At 68.4% G+C, this 17,690-nt stretch carries 16 protein-coding genes; 13 read left to right on the forward strand and 3 right to left on the reverse strand.

All coding sequences use genetic code 11. The features are described from left to right. Nucleotides 1-3: 3 nt before the first annotated feature. From BLU38_RS30510 to BLU38_RS30520, 3 genes are read right to left on the reverse strand one after another with little or no spacing between them, the layout of a single operon-like run. Nucleotides 4-774, reverse strand: a complete 771-nt coding sequence (locus BLU38_RS30510) for a triose-phosphate isomerase family protein (protein ID WP_091531393.1) — start codon at nucleotides 772-774, stop codon at nucleotides 4-6. Nucleotides 775-826: 52 nt separating this feature from the next. Continuing rightward, nucleotides 827-1,324: a ribose-5-phosphate isomerase gene (locus BLU38_RS30515; protein WP_091531396.1), complete on the reverse strand. Its 498-nt coding sequence runs from the start codon at nucleotides 1,322-1,324 to the stop codon at nucleotides 827-829. A gap of 44 nt (nucleotides 1,325-1,368) precedes the next feature. Beyond that, the gene (locus tag BLU38_RS30520) at nucleotides 1,369-3,072 is read right to left on the reverse strand and encodes a dihydroxyacetone kinase family protein (protein ID WP_091531399.1); all 1,704 of its coding nucleotides are present in this window, start codon (nucleotides 3,070-3,072) and stop codon (nucleotides 1,369-1,371) included. A gap of 381 nt (nucleotides 3,073-3,453) precedes the next feature. Here BLU38_RS30520 and BLU38_RS30525 point away from each other — a divergent pair, with 381 nt between their 5' ends. The 13 genes from BLU38_RS30525 (at nucleotide 3,454) to BLU38_RS30585 (ending at nucleotide 17,678) form a co-directional block, all read left to right on the forward strand. Further along, entirely contained in the window at nucleotides 3,454-4,851 is a 1,398-nt protein-coding gene (locus tag BLU38_RS30525; protein ID WP_091531402.1) for an amidase, read from the forward strand. A gap of 113 nt (nucleotides 4,852-4,964) precedes the next feature. Continuing rightward, complete coding sequence (locus tag BLU38_RS30530) at nucleotides 4,965-6,548, forward strand: ABC transporter substrate-binding protein (RefSeq protein ID WP_091531406.1); 1,584 nt, start codon at nucleotides 4,965-4,967, stop codon at nucleotides 6,546-6,548. Between the two features lie 43 nt (nucleotides 6,549-6,591). Next, nucleotides 6,592-7,533, forward strand: a complete 942-nt coding sequence (locus tag BLU38_RS30535) for an ABC transporter permease (protein WP_456238087.1) — start codon at nucleotides 6,592-6,594, stop codon at nucleotides 7,531-7,533. 23 nt (nucleotides 7,534-7,556) lie between these two features. Beyond that, a complete protein-coding gene (locus tag BLU38_RS30540) occupies nucleotides 7,557-8,396 on the forward strand; it encodes an ABC transporter permease (RefSeq protein WP_091533439.1) in 840 nt (279 codons plus the stop codon). Beyond that, nucleotides 8,393-10,171, forward strand: a complete 1,779-nt coding sequence (locus BLU38_RS31965; protein ID WP_091531413.1) for a dipeptide ABC transporter ATP-binding protein — start codon at nucleotides 8,393-8,395, stop codon at nucleotides 10,169-10,171. The genes BLU38_RS30540 and BLU38_RS31965 overlap by 4 nt, the downstream gene beginning before the upstream one ends. A gap of 82 nt (nucleotides 10,172-10,253) precedes the next feature. Next, complete coding sequence (locus BLU38_RS30550) at nucleotides 10,254-11,240, forward strand: P1 family peptidase (protein ID WP_231920107.1); 987 nt, start codon at nucleotides 10,254-10,256, stop codon at nucleotides 11,238-11,240. 125 nt (nucleotides 11,241-11,365) lie between these two features. Then, complete coding sequence (locus BLU38_RS30555; RefSeq protein ID WP_091531416.1) at nucleotides 11,366-12,292, forward strand: YihY/virulence factor BrkB family protein; 927 nt, start codon at nucleotides 11,366-11,368, stop codon at nucleotides 12,290-12,292. Between the two features lie 64 nt (nucleotides 12,293-12,356). Continuing rightward, entirely contained in the window at nucleotides 12,357-12,539 is a 183-nt protein-coding gene (locus BLU38_RS31120) for a hypothetical protein (protein WP_157683886.1), read from the forward strand. A 147-nt stretch (nucleotides 12,540-12,686) separates the two neighbouring features. After that, nucleotides 12,687-14,408, forward strand: a complete 1,722-nt coding sequence (locus tag BLU38_RS30560; protein ID WP_091531420.1) for a nitrite/sulfite reductase — start codon at nucleotides 12,687-12,689, stop codon at nucleotides 14,406-14,408. 265 nt (nucleotides 14,409-14,673) lie between these two features. Continuing rightward, nucleotides 14,674-15,420, forward strand: coding sequence for a phosphoadenylyl-sulfate reductase (locus tag BLU38_RS30570; protein ID WP_091531427.1), 747 nt, complete (start codon nucleotides 14,674-14,676; stop codon nucleotides 15,418-15,420). Continuing rightward, on the forward strand, nucleotides 15,417-16,037 hold the full coding sequence (gene cysC, locus BLU38_RS30575) for an adenylyl-sulfate kinase (RefSeq protein WP_231920108.1): 621 nt from the start codon (nucleotides 15,417-15,419) through the stop codon (nucleotides 16,035-16,037). The genes BLU38_RS30570 and cysC overlap by 4 nt, the downstream gene beginning before the upstream one ends. 25 nt (nucleotides 16,038-16,062) lie before the next feature. Beyond that, nucleotides 16,063-16,857 (forward strand): sirohydrochlorin chelatase, encoded by a 795-nt coding sequence (locus BLU38_RS30580; protein WP_091531434.1) that lies wholly within the window; start codon nucleotides 16,063-16,065, stop codon nucleotides 16,855-16,857. A 38-nt stretch (nucleotides 16,858-16,895) separates the two neighbouring features. Beyond that, nucleotides 16,896-17,678: a dihydrofolate reductase family protein gene (locus BLU38_RS30585; protein ID WP_157683889.1), complete on the forward strand. Its 783-nt coding sequence runs from the start codon at nucleotides 16,896-16,898 to the stop codon at nucleotides 17,676-17,678. Nucleotides 17,679-17,690 lie beyond the last annotated feature (12 nt).

A 17,690-nucleotide genomic window follows, 5' to 3' on the forward strand; every position in this document is an offset into this window, starting at 1 on the left:
CGCTCAGCTCCGGCCCATCGCGGCCGCCTCGCCGATCACCCGACCGAACGCCTCCGGATCGTGGGCGAACCGGCCCAGGAAGAGCCCGTCGACGGCATCGCCGAGCTCGGTCAGCAGTCCGGGACCGGCGCTACCTCCGTAGATCACCCGGACCTGTTCGGTCCGATGATCGTCGGCCAGCCCGGCCCGCAGCTGTCGACACACCGCCCGGACATGATCGGCGTCGGCCGGCTGCTCTGCTCCGATCGCCCAGACCGGCTCGTAGGCGATGATCAACTCGTCCAGCCCGGAGTCGACCTCGGCCAACGCGCTGAGCACCTGCTGGCGGCACAGATCGACCGCCCGCTCCGGCGAAAGATGATCTTGCTCCCCGACGCACAGGATCGGTATCAGCCCGTTGCGTGCGGCCGCCGCCAGCTTGCTCGCGATGATCTTGTCGTCCTCGCCGAACAGCTGGCGCCGCTCGGCATGCCCGACCTCGACGTAACGGCAGCCCAACGACGCCAGGTCACGTCCACTCACCTCACCGGTGAAGGCACCGTGGTCGGCCCACGCCAGGTCCTGGGCGCCGACAGCCACCGGCGTACCCCGGGTGGCTGCGGCCACGGCGTCGACGGAGACGAAGGTCGGCAGCACCGCGACCCGGACCCGACCGTCCCGTACGGCCGGTTCGGAGTCGGCGGTCGCGACCACGTCGGTGACCCAGCGCAACGTGGCTTCGTGGTCCAGATACATCTTCAGGCTGACGCCGAGGAAGATCGGAGCCCTGGTCACCTGTACCTCCTGGTCGACATCGTCATCGCCACCTGCACCTGCGCAGGATTCGTCAGCAGGACGATCCGGTCGCCTGATCGGCGCTGGCGTCGACCCGCTTCTCGTAGTCGGTCAGCACCGCGACCTTCTCCGCCGAAGCGCTGGACTCGTCGAAGGTGTAGGTCAACCACTGGCCGGCCAACATCCGGGCGAGTTCCAGACCGACGACCCGCTGGCCGAAGCACAGCACCTGGGCGTTGTTGGAGAGCACCGCACGCTGCACCGAGAACGGATCGTGGGCGGTCACCGCCCGGATGCCCGGCACCTTGTTGGCCGAGATCGCCACCCCGAGTCCGGTCCCGCAGACCAACAGCGCCCGATCGGCCTCGCCTCGAGCGACCATCTCCGCCGCGGCGATCGCGATCGTCGGATACGGCGTGTGCCCGGAGGCGTCGACGCCGGCATCGACGACCGACTCGACCAGATCGGAATTCTCCAGATCCTTCTTCAGCGCTTCCTTGTAGTCGAAGCCCGCATCATCGGACCCCACCACGATCTTCCACCCGCTCATCTCACTACTTCCTTCGCGTTGTGCTCGTCTTGTCGAGATTCTGGTCAGAGGTCCTGGGCTACGGCGGTCGCGATCAGGGCGAACGAGATCGCTCCGGGGTCGGCGGTGCCGAGGCTCTTCTCGGCGTGCGGCCGGGCCCGGCCGAGCTTGGGCATCAGGTCGGCGGTCGCCTGCGCCGCCTGGGTGGACGCCTGCGCCGCCTCGGTCCAGCCCGCCGCGAGGTCCTTGCCGGACTCGACGGCCTTGCCGAGCGCGTCGGCGAACGGCACCAGGGCGTCGATCATCGTCTTGTCGCCGACCTGGGCGCCGCCGATCCGGCGCAGTGACTCATCGGCGGCGCGGACGCCGGCGGCGACGGTTGCCGGGTCAGGTTTGACCTCGTCACCGACGGTGCGTCCGATCGCGTCCAGCAGCGCACCCCACAACACGCCCGAGGTGCCGCCGGCCTGGGCGGCCCACGCCGCTCCGGCCTGGACCAGCAGGGTCTGCGCACCGGGTTGCCTGTCCAGCAGCCCGTCGGCCGCCTCCACCGCGGCCCGGGCTCCGCGTTCCATCCCGATCCCGTGATCGCCGTCGCCGGCGATCGCGTCCAGCTTGCCGAGTTCGTCGGCGTGCTCGGTGATCGTCCGGTGTACCGTGGTCAGCAGCCCGGCGATCGTCCGGGCCGCCTGCCGTGACTCCTCGGTCGCGTCGCCGACCTCGACCGCGGCACTGGCGTCGACGTCGTCCAGCACCTCGCCCTGATCCGCCTGCAACGCGCCCTTGCGGTAGCCGGAGGTATAGGAGGGCGTGGCCCAGAGTTGCTCGATCTCCTCGTCGACCCACCAGAGGCTGAGCGAAGCGCCGGCCATCTCGAAACTGGTGACGAGTTCGCCGACCTCGACATCGGCGGCCACCAGGCCGTCCCGCTCGGCCAGGGCGCGGACATCGTTGAAGAGGATGAAGAGTTCCTCGTTCTTGACCGCGCCGAGACCGTTGACGAAGATCACCGCACGATCACCGGCGCCGTCCGGCTTCTCCGCGATCACCGCGTCCCACAGCATCGTCGCCAGTTCCTGGGAGCTGAGCAGCCCGGTCTCGTCGATCCCCGGCTCGCCGTGGATCCCGACCCCGACACCCATCCGTCCCTCGGGCACGGTGAACAGCGGCTCGTGCGCACCGGGCAGGGTGCAGCCGGAGAAGGCGACGCCCAGCGTACGGATGTTGTCGTTGACCTTGCCGGCCAGCGCGACGACCTGGTCCAGGTCCTTGCCGGCCTCGGCCGCGGCGGCGGCGATCTTGTAGACCGCGAGTCCGCCGGCGATGCCGCGCCGCTTGTCGCGTTCGTCTGCCTTGGCCGAGGAGATGTCGTCGGTGACGAAAAGGGTCTCGGCCGCGATGCCTTCGGCCCGCAACCGGTCCCTGGCCTGATTGAAGTTCAGCACGTCGCCGGCGTAGTTGCCGCAGGTGAGCAGCACACCGCCGCCGTTCTCGACCGCCTTGGCCACGTCGTAGACCTGCTGGCCGGACGGCGAGGCGAACACGTTGCCGACGGCCGCTCCGTGGGCCAGGCCGGGCCCGACCAGGCCACCGAAGGCCGGGTAGTGGCCTGAGCCGCCGCCGATCACGACGGCAGGCTGACCCTGCGGAGTGGCGGTCCGGCGCGCGACTCCGCCGGGCACCGCCCGGACCAGGTCGCCATGGGCCGCCACGAAGCCGGCCGTTGCCTGCTCGCTGAATCGAGCGGGGTCGTTGCTGATGAAGGACATCGATGTTCCTAACTCGTCCGTGCTCGCGCCACGAGCATCGCTGCTGCGTCAGCCCCACCATACTTCACACGAGTCGTGTGAGATCCCACATGGCTCGTGTGCATTCTCACAACTTCTCCACAGTTGTCAGAGTGTGGTCGTGCGACGAAAGCACCGATCAGGAAGAAGCGTTGCGAGGACCGTGTTGCGCGTCGGTCGCCGGGCGCAGGAGCGCGGGCGGGCCGGGCCCCGCCGAACGAGGACAACGCAGCCGATCGCTGTTCAGGCTTCGACGGATCGCGCGAACGTCGGGCGCGGGACACTGGAGCCCAACCACCTTTGGCAAACTTCCGGTGGATGGGTCAGTAACGTACGGACCTCCGGAGCGGGGATGGAGGGTACGTGAGCGATCTCTTCGCGGAGCTGTCCGCGGTCGAGCAACATGCGCGGTACGCCGCGGGCGAGGTGTCGCCGGTCGAGGTCACCGAGGCCGCGTTGGCCAGGATCGAGGCCGCCGAGCCGGTCCTGCACGCGATGCAGATCAGCTGGCCCGAACGGGCTCGCGCCGCGGCCCGGGCGAGCGCCGACCGGTGGGCCGCCGGCCGTCCGCTCGGGCGACTCGACGGCGTCACGGTGACGATCAAGGACAACGTCGACGTCGCCGGTGAGCCGACCCGCTGGGGTACGGCGGCCAGCCCGGACCAGCCGGCGACCCGCACCGCGCCGGTCGCCGAGCGGCTGTTCGCGGCCGGGGCGGTCGTGCTGGGCAAGACGACGATGCCGGACTGGGGCATGCTGTCCTCGGGCATCTCCTCGGTGCATCCCACCACCCGGAACGCCTGGAACGCCGACTGGAACGCCGGCGGTTCCAGTTCCGGTGCCGGTGCGGCAACGGCCGCCGGGTACGCGCCGATCAACCTGGGCAGCGACATCGGCGGTTCGATCCGGCTGCCGGCCGGCTGGAACGGCTGCCTCGGCTACAAGCCCAGCTTCGGCCGGATCCCGGTCGATCCCGCCTACATCGGCCGCACCATCGGTCCGCTCACCCGGACGGTCGCCGATGCCGCCCTGACGATGGCGGCGCTGTCCGGGCCGGATGAGCGCGATCCCTACAGCCTGCCGGCTCAGCCCATCGACTGGAACGACCTCGAGCTGCGTCCCGCCGGGCTGCGGATCGGCCTGCTGACCGAAGCGGGCACCGGTACGGCGGTGTCTCCTGCCGTCCGCGACGCCGTGCTCGCCGCCGCCGACGTGTTCGCCGCGGCCGGTGCCGACGTCCGGCCGCTCGAACCGTTCCTCACCGCCGACCTGCTGGAACGGGTGGATCGGTTCTGGCGGGTCGGCCACTGGAACGACTATCTCGCGATCCCGGCCGAACGCCGCGACCTGCTGTTGCCGTTCATCGCCGACTGGTCCCGGGCCGGGGCCGAGCTGACGGGGCCCGAGGCGACCGCCGGCAGCGACGCCCAGTTGCAGATCGCCAAAGTCGCGTTGGCCGCCACCGCCGGCGTCGACCTGGTGCTGTCCCCCGTCTCTCCCGAGCCGACCTATCCCGCCGATTGGCCGATGCCCAGCAACGACGTGGAGCACGCGATGGACCACATCGGTTTCTGCATGCCCTACAACATGTCCGGCCAACCGGCGATCAGCATCAACTGCGGCTACACCGATGATGCCCGGCCGATCGGTCTGCAGATCGCCGGTCGGCGGTTCGACGACCGTACGGTGCTGGCAGCCGCTAGCTTCTACTCCGACCACGGCCCGGCCGACTCGCGGCGTCCGTGGCCCAAGATCTGGTGACCGAACCGAGCCGGGGGCGGCATGCTAGTGGTCTTCGACGTACGGAGAGGACCATGCCGTGGACGTTCCGCCGGGCGTACGGCTGACGAAGCGCTTGGACAGAAAGGCCTGCCATGAGCACAACCGCTGAACAACCCACCCGGTCGCCACAGACCGGCGTCAGCCGGGGCACCCGATCCCGGGCGGCGACGATCGGTGCCGGAGCGATCCTGTCGGTGTTGCTGCTGGTCGTGACGGCCTGCTCCGCCGGCGCCGGCGACTCCGGCGGCGGCAACCCGTCCGGCGGCGCGGCCGATCAGACGCTGTCGATCGGGCTCGGTGCTGCCCCGGCCAATCTGGACATGACCCAGACCGCGGGCGCGGCGATCCCGCAGGCGCTGATGTACAACGTCTACGAGGGCCTGGTGAAGCTGGACGGCAACGCCGACGTCCAGCCGCTGCTGGCGAAGTCCTGGAAGATCAGTGACGACGGGCTGAGCTATGACTTCACCCTGCAGTCCGGGGTGAAGTTCTCCAACGGGGATCCGTTCGACGCCGACGTGGTGAAGTCCAATCTGGATGCGGTGCCGGACTGGAAGGCGAACACCCCCACGGTGTTGTCCGCGATCAAGTCGGTGCAGGCGGTCTCACCAACCGAGGTCAAGATCAACCTGAAGCAGCCGGACAACAACCTGCTGTTCTGGTTGGCCGGTCCGCTGGGGGCGATGTTCTCTCCGAAGGCCAAAGATGATCTTGCCAACTCCGCGATCGGGACCGGCCCGTACCTGATGGACAAGTACAACCGCGGCGAGTCGTTGATCTTGAAGCGGAACGACAGCTATTGGGGCACCAAGGCCAAGCTGAGCCGAGCGACATTGCGGTATTACAGCGACGCCAACGCCCCGGTGAACGCGTTGCGCAGCGGCGATCTCGACGCGGTCTACCAGAGCCAGGCCGCCGACCAGGTCAAGCAGTTCCAGTCCGACCAGCAGTTCACCGTGCAGATCGGCGTCACCACCGGTATCACCGTGATGTCGATGAACAACGCCAAGCCGCCCTTCGACGACAAGCGTGTCCGGCAGGCGATCATCTACGGCGTGGACCGTAACGCCGTCAACACCACCTCGACCAACGGGCTGGGCAAGGTGCTCGGCGGACCGGTGCCGCCGACCGATCCGTGGTACACCGACCTGTCCAAGAAGTATCCGTACGACCCGGCCAAGGCCAGGCAACTGCTGAAGGCGGCAGGCAAGTCCAAGCTCAGCGTCGACTTCAACGTCCCGAGCCTGCCGTATGCCCAGACCATCGCCCAGGTGGTGAAGTCCGACCTGGCCAAGATCGGCGTCACCGCCAACCTGCACACCCAGGAATTTCCGGCGGTCTGGCTGGACAAGACCTACACCAAGCACGACTACGACCTGACCGTGATCAATCACGTCGAGGCCCGCAACGTCTTCAACTACGCCAACCCGGACTACTACTGGAGCTACCGCAACAAGGCGGTCCAGAAGGAACTGAACGATGCCGTCGCCGCCCCGGACAAGGAACAGTTCACCAGCCGGATGAAGACCGCGGTGAACGGCATCGTCGACGACGCGGCGGCAGACTGGCTCTACAACGCGCCGAACATCGTGATCGCGAAGAAGTCGGTCACCGGACTCGGCGCCAACGACACCGGGGTCTCACTCGATCTGACCAAGACCGGCAACCCGTCCTGATCATGCACCAGGTCTCCGACGTCAGGCGCTGTTGATCATGGTCGTGCGATTGGCGCGACGGGCAGGCATCTTCGTGCTGACCGCCTGGGTTGCCTCGATCATCGTGTTCACGCTGCTGGCGATCCTGCCCGGTGACGTGGCCCGCACCATGCTCGGCGTCCAGGCGACCCCGGAGGCGGTCGCGGCGCTGCGGACCGAACTCGGTCTGGACCGACCGGCGCCGCTGCGCTACCTGGACTGGCTCGGCGGCCTGCTGCGCGGCGACCTCGGCGTCTCCTACGTCACCCATCAGCCGATCGCCCCGGAGGTTTTCGAGCATCTTCAGGTGTCGCTGATCCTGGTCGTCTCGGCCATGATCATCGCGATCTGCGGCGCCTTCCCGGTCGGCATCTTCGCCGCCTGGCGACAGGGTCGCCCGGACGGCACCGTGATCAGCGCTCTCAGCCAGATCGCGGTGGCGGTGCCGGGCTTCCTGGCCGGACTGCTGCTGGTGATCGTCTTCGCCGTCACCCTGCACTGGCTGCCGGCCAGCGGTTGGGCGGCACCGATCGAGGGGGCCGGTCCGTTCCTGTCCCACCTGATCCTGCCGGCCCTGGCACTGGGGCTGATCCAGGGTGCGATCCTCAGCCGCTACGTCCGGTCCGCGGTGTTGGACATCGTCGCCGAGGACTTCATGCGAACCGCCCGGTCGAAGGGCCTGACCCCCTTCCGGGCGTTGCTCCGACACGGTCTGCGGAATGCGTTGATCCCGGTGGTGACCGTTTCCGGGATCGAGTTGGCGGCACTCTTCGTCGGTGCAATCGTGATCGAAACCGTGTTCGTGGTGCCCGGCATCGGCAGTCTGTTGGTGAGCGCGGTCCAGAACCGGGACCTGATCGAGATCCAGGGCGTGGTGATGGTGATCGTGATCATGGTGCTGCTGATCAATCTGTTGGTCGACCTGCTCTATGCCGTGATCGACCCACGACTGAGGAGCGCCCGATGACGACACTTCCGGTCCGCCCCGGCATGGTCGCCGAACCGGCCGGACGTCGACGCCCGAACTCCACCCTGATCGTCGGCGCCGTGATCGTTGCGGCGATCGTGCTGAGCTGCCTGCTGTCGTTCGTGTGGACGCCGTACGACCCGACGCTGGTCGATGCCTCGATCCGGCTGCAGGGCCCGTCGACGGCCCACTGGCTGGGCACCGACTCCTTCGGCCATGACATCTTCTCGGTGATCCTGCAGGGCACCCGGACGACGCTGGCGGTCGGCGTGATCGCGGTCGTGGTGGCTGCCGCGATCGGGGTCCCGATCGGCATCATCGCCGGCATCGCGGGCGGCGGAGCCGGAGCCTGGCTGATGCGCTGGAACGACATCATGCAAGCGTTCCCGGCCTTGTTGTTGGCGATCATCTTCGGCGCGATCTGGGGCGGCAGTACGGTCACGGCGATGACGGCGCTCGGGATCGGAACCGCACCGGCCTTCGCCCGGGTCGCCCGTGCCGGAACGCTGCAGGTGATGAGCCGGGAGTACGTGTCCGCGGCCCGAGCAGCCGGCCGCGGCCGCTTCTTCCTGGCTGTCCGGCACGTCCTGCCCAACATCGGCGGCGTGTTGATCGTCCAGGCCTCGGTGAACTTCGCGGTCGCGGTGCTCGCCGAGGCAGCCCTGTCCTACCTCGGTCTCGGCACCCCGGCACCGACGCCGAGTTGGGGCCGGATGCTGCAGGAGTCGCAGACCTACGTGTTCAGCACGCCGCTGTTGATCGTCTGGCCGGGCTGCGCTATCGCGCTCACCGTGCTGGGTTTCAATCTGCTCGGTGACGGGCTGCGAGACCTGCTGGATCCTCGGTCGGAGGGCAACCGATGAGTCTGCTGGAGGTTGCCGGGCTGAATGTCGCCGCCGGTCGCACTGCCCTGGTGCAGGATCTCGATCTGGTCATCGAACCCGGTGAACGGGTCGGGCTGATCGGCGAGTCGGGATCGGGTAAGTCGCTGACCTGTTTGAGCATCATGGGCCTGCTGCCGGCCGGGCTGACCGCGTCCGGGTCGCTGCGGCTGGACGGAGTTGATCATGATCTGCTCGTGGCCCCGGAGTCGGCCTGGTCGACGCTGCGCGGCCGTCGGCTGTCGATGATCTTCCAGGAACCGATGACCGCACTGAACCCCCTGATGAAGGTCGGCCGGCAGGTCGCGGAGATGATGACGCTGCACGGTGCGGACGCTGCCGCGGCGTCCCGGCGGACCGTCGAACTGCTCGACCAGGTCGGGCTGCCCGACCCGGCGGTCGCGGCACAGGCCTACCCGCATCAGCTGTCCGGCGGGCAGCGGCAGCGGGTGATGTTGTCGATGGCGATGGCCAACTCCCCCGATCTGCTGCTGGCCGACGAGCCGACCACGGCTCTGGACGTGACGGTGCAGGCGCAGGTGTTGGACCTGATGCGGGCCCAGGTCCGCGAGCACGGCACGGCGCTGTTGTTCATCACCCACGACCTCGCCGTCGTCTCCGGGATGTGCCAGCGGGTGTTGATCATGAAGGACGGTCTGATCGTCGAGTCCGGCAGCATCGATCAGGTCTTCTCCGATCCCCGGCATCCCTACACCCGCGGGCTGCTCGCGGCCTCCGCCCTGGCCACCGATCCGCACACCGGTCGCCTGATCACCGTTCCCCGGGGTCCTGAGCCTGTCGAAGGACCTGAGCCCACACAGGGTCCTGAGCCCGCCGAAGGACTGTCAACTCAACCACCAGCCCTCCGACAAGCTCAGGGCCCTTCGGACGGACAAGCTCAGGGACCGGCGGCGCACGACGTCCTGGCAGACGGGGACCCGGTGATCTTCAACCGGAGCGACGCACCGGTGATCAGCGTTCGGGAGCTGGGGCGGACCTACCACCGCGGGCGAACCTCGTTGTTCGGTCGGCGACGGGAGGTGACCGCGTTGGACGACCTGTCCTTCGATGTCTCGTCGGGTGACCGGTTCGGCATCGTGGGCGAGTCCGGATCGGGCAAGTCGACACTGCTCAGACTGCTGTGTGCGTTGGATTCTCCGACCACCGGCAGCGTCGAGGTGGCCGGACAGCAGCTGGCCGGCGCCAAGGAGCGCAACCTGCGGGCACTGCGCGAGCAGGTGCAGATCGTTTTCCAGGACCCACACTCCTCGCTTGACCCGAGGATGCGGATCCGCGACGTGGTGGCCGAGCCGCTGCGCGCAGTCTCCGACGCCGGCCGCCGCAGCAGGGTCACGGAGATGTTGCAGGCCGTCGGGCTGCCGGCCGACGCCGGCGACCGATTCCCGCACCAGTTCTCCGGCGGCCAGCGACAACGCATCGCCATCGCCCGAGCGCTGATCACCGAGCCGAGCGTGCTGTTGGCCGACGAGGCGGTGTCGGCGCTGGACGTGTCGGTCCGTGCCCAGGTGCTGAATCTGCTCGCCGACCTGGTCAGCAGCTATCGGCTGACCCTGGTGTTCGTCTCGCACGACCTGAACGTGATCCGGCACCTGTGCGACACGGTCGCTGTGATGCAGTCCGGGCGGATCGTCGAGTGCGGCCCGACAGAGCAGCTCTACGCCGAACCGCGCCACCCGTACACCGAACGTCTGATCGGCGCGCTGCCCGAGTTGCACACCACGGCCGTCGGCCGATGACGAAAGGCGATCGTTGAACCAGCTGCCCACGAGCCCTGAGACCGATGGGCCTGACACCGATCCGAGAGGTGCGATCACTGCCGTGCCCGGGGTCCGGGTCGGGCACGTCAGCCGGGTCGACGATGATCATCTGACCGGCGTTACGGTGGTCCTGCCGCCCCGTGGCACCGTCGGCGGCGTCAGCGTACGGGGCGGCGGGCCCGGTACGCACGAGACCGATGCGTTGGCGCCCGGGACGCTGGTGCCGACCGTCGACGCGGTGGTGCTGACCGGTGGCAGCGCGTTCGGCCTGGTGACGGCGCACGGAGCCCAACGGTGGTGCGCCGAACACGACCGCGGCGTGCCGATGGGCGCTCCCGGCGAGGTGGTGCCGATCGTTCCGGCGGCCGCGATCTTCGACCTCGGACGGGGCGGCCGGTTCACCGCCCGCCCCACAGAGGACTGGGGCTACCGAGCGGCCGTCGCCGCCGATCACAGCGGCGACGGCGCCGAGGTCGAGCGCGGAAACGTCGGCGCCGGCACCGGCGCCCAGGTCGCCGACGGACGACTGAAGGGCGGGGTCGGGACGGCGTCGGCGACGGTCCGGTTCGACGGCGGGTCGGTCACCGTCGGAGCGCTGGCCGTCGTCAATGCCCGCGGTGTCCCCCAGTTGCCGCGGATCGACGCGTTGTTGTCCGGCCTGCCACCGCGGATGCCGAACGGAGCCGTGACCGAGCCCGGTTTCAACACCACGATCGCTGTGGTCGCTACCGACGCCCGGCTCGACGTCGCCGACATCACCCGCACCGCGGCCTGTGCGCACGACGGCTTCGCCCGGGCGATCGATCCGGTGCACACGCTCACCGACGGTGACACCGTTTTCGGCCTGGCAACCGGCGCGATCGACCTACCGTCGGAACCGATGCCACGGATCGCCGCGCTGGTCGAGATCCAGGCGGCCGCCGCCCGGGTGATGCAACAGGCGATCCTGGACGGGGTTCGCAGCGCGACACCGGTCCGCACCGCCGCCCGGGACTATCCGGCGTACTCCGCAGTCGCGGCGGACCGAGGACGGCCCGGGCCGGTCTGACCCCACGCCGACGGTTGATCGACCGCCGCCGGCCGGAGGTCGGGAATCGTCGCCGCGACAACCCGTGCTGCGACGCTCGCCGTGAGGTGCCACGACTGGGGTGCGAACCTCCGTACCCTGAAGTCATGACCGATCGCCCCGTTCCCGCCCGACACCGCGGGGACGTCGGTGATCGGGGCCGGCGCGGACTTCATGCGGTCCGGCGGATCCTGGCAGTGACCCTGGCTGCCTGTTTCCGCAACAGGGTCACCGGTCTGGCCGGTGAGGCAGCCTTCTTTGCGATCCTCTCGCTGCCACCGCTGATCTTCGCCGGCGTCGGCACCCTCGGGTTCGTCGCCTCGCAGATCCGGCCGGCGGTCATCCAGGAGTTCCGCACCGAGCTGTTGGAACTGGCCAGCCGGATCCTGACCCCCAGCGCTGTCCAGTCGGTGATCGCCCCGACCATCGACGACGTGCTGGCCGGCGGCCGCGCCGATGTGATCTCGGTCGGGTTCCTGATCGCCCTCTGGTCGGGATCACGGGCGTTGAACGTGTTCATCGATGCGATCGGGATCATGTACGGCCATCAGGGGCACCGACACTTCGTCCGTGCCCGGCTGCTGTCGTTCCTGCTCTACGTGGCCTTCCTGCTGGTCGCGGTCGTGTTGATCCCACTGGTGCTGGCCGGACCGAGCTTCGTCGAGCGGATCCTTCCCGATCCGATCGGCTGGCTCGGCGACCTCTACTGGCCGATCGTGCTGATCGGATCGGCGTTCTTCCTGGCCAGCCTGTACGACGTCTCGCTGCCTCGGGGGTATCAACTGCGCTGGGCGCTGCCGGGCGCAGGGCTGGCGATGCTGATCTGGGTCGGCGGCAGTTGGGCATTGCGCAAGGCGCTGAGTCTGAGCAGCGGCACCCCGTCGGTCTACGGTCCGTTGGCGGCACCGATCGCTCTGCTGCTGTGGCTGTATCTGATCTCCCTGGCCGTCCTGATCGGTGCCGCATTCAATTCTGCGATCGATGAATTTGCCCATCCGCAGGCCTCACCAGAACACTCCGTGACCGAATCCTGAGACAGATGTCCGTATTATGGTATGAGGGCTTGCCGGATCAGCCGTGATCGCCCAGTCTTGTGACATGCCAACGCGCCTGCCCGCAGCTCTCCGCCCGGATTTCGGGCCCGGAGTGCGTGCCGCGCGTGGCCGGACGAGCCGAGCCTTCGCAATCACCGAGATGATCGCCGACCTCGGCCCCTTCGTCGTACGCCGCTTCGTCGACTTCGCTCGGACCAAGTCGATGATGTGTCGGGCTTCCGCCTGATCTGCGCCCCCTTTTCCCGGACTTCCGGCGGTGCGCACGATCAGCGCCGCCGAACCTCAGAGCATCCTGCTGCTCCCCCGGTGGCGCGCCAGCGCATCGAACACGACGCACCGATGACCGACCGACAACGGCCAACGAAGGAATGCGATGAGCATCGACACCACGCCCACCCGGACCGCCCGTACAGCTGCGCCCGCACGGCGGCCCGGCACCCGGCGCCAGGTAGGACGTAAGCGTGGCGAGGGCCAGTGGGCACTCGGCTACCGTGAGCCGCTGAACGCCAACGAGCAGTCCAAGAAGGACGACGACCCGCTGAACGTCCGGGCGCGCATCATCAACATCTACGCCAAGGGCGGCTTCGACAGCATCGACCCGGGCGATCTGCGCGGTCGGTTCCGGTGGATGGGCCTCTACACCCAGCGCAAGCCCGGCATCGACGGCGGCCGGACCGCGACATTGGAGCCGCACGAACTGGATGACACGCACTTCATGATGCGGATCCGGATCGACGGCGGAGCACTGACGACCGAGCAGCTGCGGGTGATCGCCAAGATCTCCAACGACTTCGCCCGCGGCAGCGCCGACATCACCGATCGGCAGAACATCCAGCTGCACTGGATCCGGATCGAGGACGTGCCGGAGATCTGGAACCGGCTGGCCGACGTCGGCCTGGACACCACGGAAGCCTGTGGTGACTGCCCGCGAGTCGTGATCGGATCGCCGGTGGCCGGCATCTCCGCCGACGAGATCATCAACGGTCAATCGGCCGTCGACGAGATCAAGGCGCGCTACATCGGCAGCCCGGAGTTCTCCAACCTGCCCCGCAAGTTCAAGACCTCCATCAGCGGCGATCCGGGCCAGGACGTCGTCCCCGAACTGAACGACATCTCCTTCGTCGGAGTCGACCATCCCGAACACGGCCCGGGCTTCGACCTGTGGGTCGGCGGCGGGCTGTCCACCAACCCGATGCTCGCGCAGCGGCTGGGCGCCTGGGTGCCGCTGGCGGAGGTGCCCGACGTCTGGGCCGGGGTGACCCGGATCTTCCGGGACTACGGCTACCGTCGGCTGCGCAACCGGGCCCGGCTGAAGTTCCTGGTCGCCGATTGGGGCACCGAGAAGTTCCGGCAGGTGCTGGAGGACGAGTACCTGCAACGCAAGCTGATCGACGGCCCAGCACCCGAGACGCCCGTCTCAACCCGTGATCACGTCGGTGTTCATCGGCAGCATGACGGCAACCATTACGTCGGATTCAGCACCCCGGCGGGTCGGGTCAGCGGTGACATCCTCACCCGGGCCGCGGAAATCGCCGAGGCGCACGGTTCCCGGCGGCTCCGGACCACTCCGATGCAGAAGCTTCTGGTGCTCGACGTCGCCGAGGACGAGGTGCAGGGCCTGATCGCCGACTTCGCCGGACTCGGGCTGTCGGCCGACCCGAAGTCCTGGCAACGTTCGGTGCTCGCCTGCACCGGCATCGAGTTCTGCAAGCTGGCCATCGTGGAGACCAAGGCGCAGGCCGTCCGGGTCGCCGACGAACTGGAGCAGCGGCTGGGCTCGCTGGACAACCCGATCACCGTGCACATCAACGGCTGCCCCAACTCCTGCGCCCGGATCCAGACCGCCGACATCGGCCTGAAGGGCCAGCTCGTCCCCGGTGCAGGCGGCAATCAGGTGCCGGGCTACCAGGTGCATCTCGGCGGCGGACTCGGACTCGATGCCGGCTTCGGCCGGAAGCTGCGCGGCCACAAGGTGACCGCGGACGAGTTGCCCGACTACGTCGAACGGGTCGCCAAGGCGTACCTCGCCGATCGGCAGGACGGCGAACGCTTCGCCCAATGGGTCGGGCGAGCCGACGAATCGCTGCTGCTGTGACCGGGACTCTCGCTTCGGCGAGCCTGACATTCGCCGACTCCACATCGGAAGGCGCTACTGTGTCGGATTCACCCAGCTCGGGGTCGGGGACGGGGCGGCAGTCGATCGCCTTCTGCCCGTACTGCTCCGAGGAAACGCTCTTCCCCGCCGAAAGCGGGGGTTGGGAATGCCGGAGCTGTCTGCGTGCGTTCTCGGTGAGGTTCCACGGACTGGTGTCGGGGGCGGCGGGCACCGCCGGTCCGGCACCGAAGGACGGTGACCAGCAATGACGATCTGCCAGACCAGTACGGAACGAGACATCGAGTTGGGTGACAGCAACGACCTCTCCGAGGGGCAGTTGCGCGCTCTCGCCGAGCGAGCCGGCCAGGAACTGGAAGGCGCACCGGCCGAGGAGATCCTCGCCTGGGGGTTCGCGCGCTTTGGCCGCCGGTTGGCGGTGACGGCCTCGATGGCGGACACGGTGATGATCCACCTCGCCGAGCAGACCGCACCCGGGATGGACGTCATCTTCCTGGACACCGGCTATCACTTCGTCGAGACGATCGGCACCCGTGACGCGGTGGAGCAGATCTTCGACGTCAACGTGGGCAACGTGACGCCGGAACTGTCCGTCGCCGAGCAGGACGCCCGTTACGGCAAGGATCTCTTCGCCAGCAACCCCGACCTGTGCTGCCAGATGCGCAAGGTGGAGCCGCTGGGCAAGGTGCTGAAGCCGTACAACGCGTGGGCCACCGGCCTGCGCCGGGTGGACAGCGCCCGCCGGGCCGACACCCGGGTGGTGGCCTTCGACAACGTCAAGAAGATGGTCAAGATCGCACCGATCGCCTCCTGGACCGACGACGAGGTGGCTGCCTACATCGACAAGCACAGCCTGATCAGCAACCCGCTGCTGGCCGATGGATACCCGTCGATCGGCTGCGAACCCTGCACCAGCCGTCCGGTGGACGGCGGCGATCCGCGCAGCGGCCGGTGGGCCGGCCGCGGCAAGACCGAATGCGGGATCCAGCTGTGACCGAACCAGCCGTGTCGACCGAACCAGCCCTGTCGACCGGGATCGGCCGGCCGTCCAACCCGGTGCGGACCGACGTCACCGGGGCAACCCTATGGTTCACCGGTCTGCCGTCGGCCGGCAAGTCGACGATCGCGCATGCGTTGGCCGACGACCTCCGGGCGACCGGCATCGACGTCCATGTGCTGGACGGTGACGACGTCCGGCCCTACCTGTCGAAGGGGCTGGGATTCAGCCGGGAGGACCGGGACATCAACGTGACCCGGATCGGTTACGTGGCGCGACTGCTGTCCAGCCACGGCGTGTTGACCCTGGTGCCGGTGATCGCCCCGTTCGCCAGTGCCCGCAACGCCGTCCGTGCCGACCATGCCAAGCACGCCGTCCCGTACGGCGAGGTGTTCGTCTCGACCAGCCTCGAGATCACCGAGCAGCGCGACGTGAAGGGCCTGTACGCCAAGGCCCGCCGTGGCGAGATCACCGGGATGACCGGAATTGACGACCCGTACGAAGAACCGACCAGCGCCGATCTCGTGATCGACACCGGACAGGTGCCGTTGACCGAATCGGTCGTGCAGACCAAGGCGCTGGCTTCGGCCTTACTGGGCAGGGATCTGCCATGAGGCCGGCTACAGAGGAGGACCGACGATGACCGCGCCCGCACTTGTCCTGTTGAGCAATGGCGGCGGCGACCCCCGAGTCGCTGCCGTCAGCCAAGGCCTCCGAGCCGGGCTCAACGACCTGCGTCCCGAACTGGACGTCCGCTGTGCGTTCGCCGACAACCCGCCGACCGCACTGCAGGTGATCAACAAGCTCACCCAGCGCGGCGTCAACGAGGTCGTGCTCACCCCGCTCAGCATCGCCGATGCGTTCAGCGGCGGTGATGATCTTGGTGCGATGCTGACGGCCGTCCGGGCAGCCCATCCCGGGCTGCAGGTGGTCGCATCGCAGCCGATCGGACCGGATCCGAAGCTGTTGTCGGTCGTCGACCGGCGGCTGCGCGATGCCCTGAAGGCACGCCGGGCAACCGAACTGGACGGTCTGGTGTTCCTGTCCGACAACTCGCACGACACCCGCAGCCACGCCGTCGTCGCCCGCCGCACCCGGCTCTGGGGCAGTCACCACCGACTGCCGTCGGTGACCGCGTTCGGCGGTGATCATGGTCCGACGGCGGCCGAAGCGGTCCGCACGCTGCATGCCCAGGGCCGTCGCCACGTCGCGGTCGGCAGCTGGTACCTGAGCCCGACCGAGGACTACCTCCGACAGGCCCGGATGGCCTACGAGGCGGGCGCGATCGCGGTCTCCGAACCGCTCGGGCCGGAGCCGGAACTGCTGCAGACGATCATCAGCCGCTACGTGGTCTCGGCGATGGATCTGGTCGACCTGGAGCCGATGCTGGCCGAACGGCGGGCCGCGCCGCACCTGGCCGTCGTCGGCGCCTGAGCCGGCGGAACGCGTTCTGATCGATAGGGTCAACACCTGTGACGATCAACTATCGCGTGCTGCTCGGTGAGGGTCATCCCGGCCGTTCGGTCTCGACCGCGGAACTGGCCGAACTGTATCGGCACCCGACGACCGGGAATCGGCCGTGGGTTCGGACCAACTTCGTCAGCACCTTGGACGGGGCTGCCCAGGGACCGGACGGCCGATCGGGATCGATCAACACCGCCAGCGACCGGATGGTGTTCGCCCTGCAACGGGCAATGGCCGATGTGATCATGGTCGGCGCCGGGACCGCCCGGGTCGAGCACTATCGTGCAGTTGATCTTGAACCGTGGCAGCACGAATTGCGCGCCGAGTTCGGGATGACGCCCGACCCGACGCTGGCGATCGTATCCCGGAGCTGCGGATTGCCGGCCGATCTGGGGACAGCGTCGGATCAGGTCCCCGGCGGCCCGGTGTTGATCTTGACCGGTGGCGGCTCGGAGGGCCGCTCGGCACCGGACGGCACCGAACTGGTCGAAATCGGCGATGATGATCTTGTCGGCGCCGCCGATCTGATCAACGTTCTCGCCGAACGCGGACTGTACCGGGTGCTGTGTGAGGGCGGCCCGCATCTCAGCCAGGAGCTGCATGCGGCCGGGCTGGTCGACGAGATCTGCCTGACCCTGTCACCGTTGGTGATCGGCGGCGACGCCTCCCGCACCACCGCCGGCACGATGCTCGACCCGGAGTCCTACGACCTGGCCCACTGCATCACCGCCGACGACCAGTCCCTGCTGCTGCGCTACACGCGCAGTCGCCAACAGGTCGTCGGGCCGTAGCTCAGACAGCTT

Source organism: Microlunatus soli, assembly GCF_900105385.1.
Lineage (GTDB): Bacteria > Actinomycetota > Actinomycetes > Propionibacteriales > Propionibacteriaceae > Microlunatus > Microlunatus soli.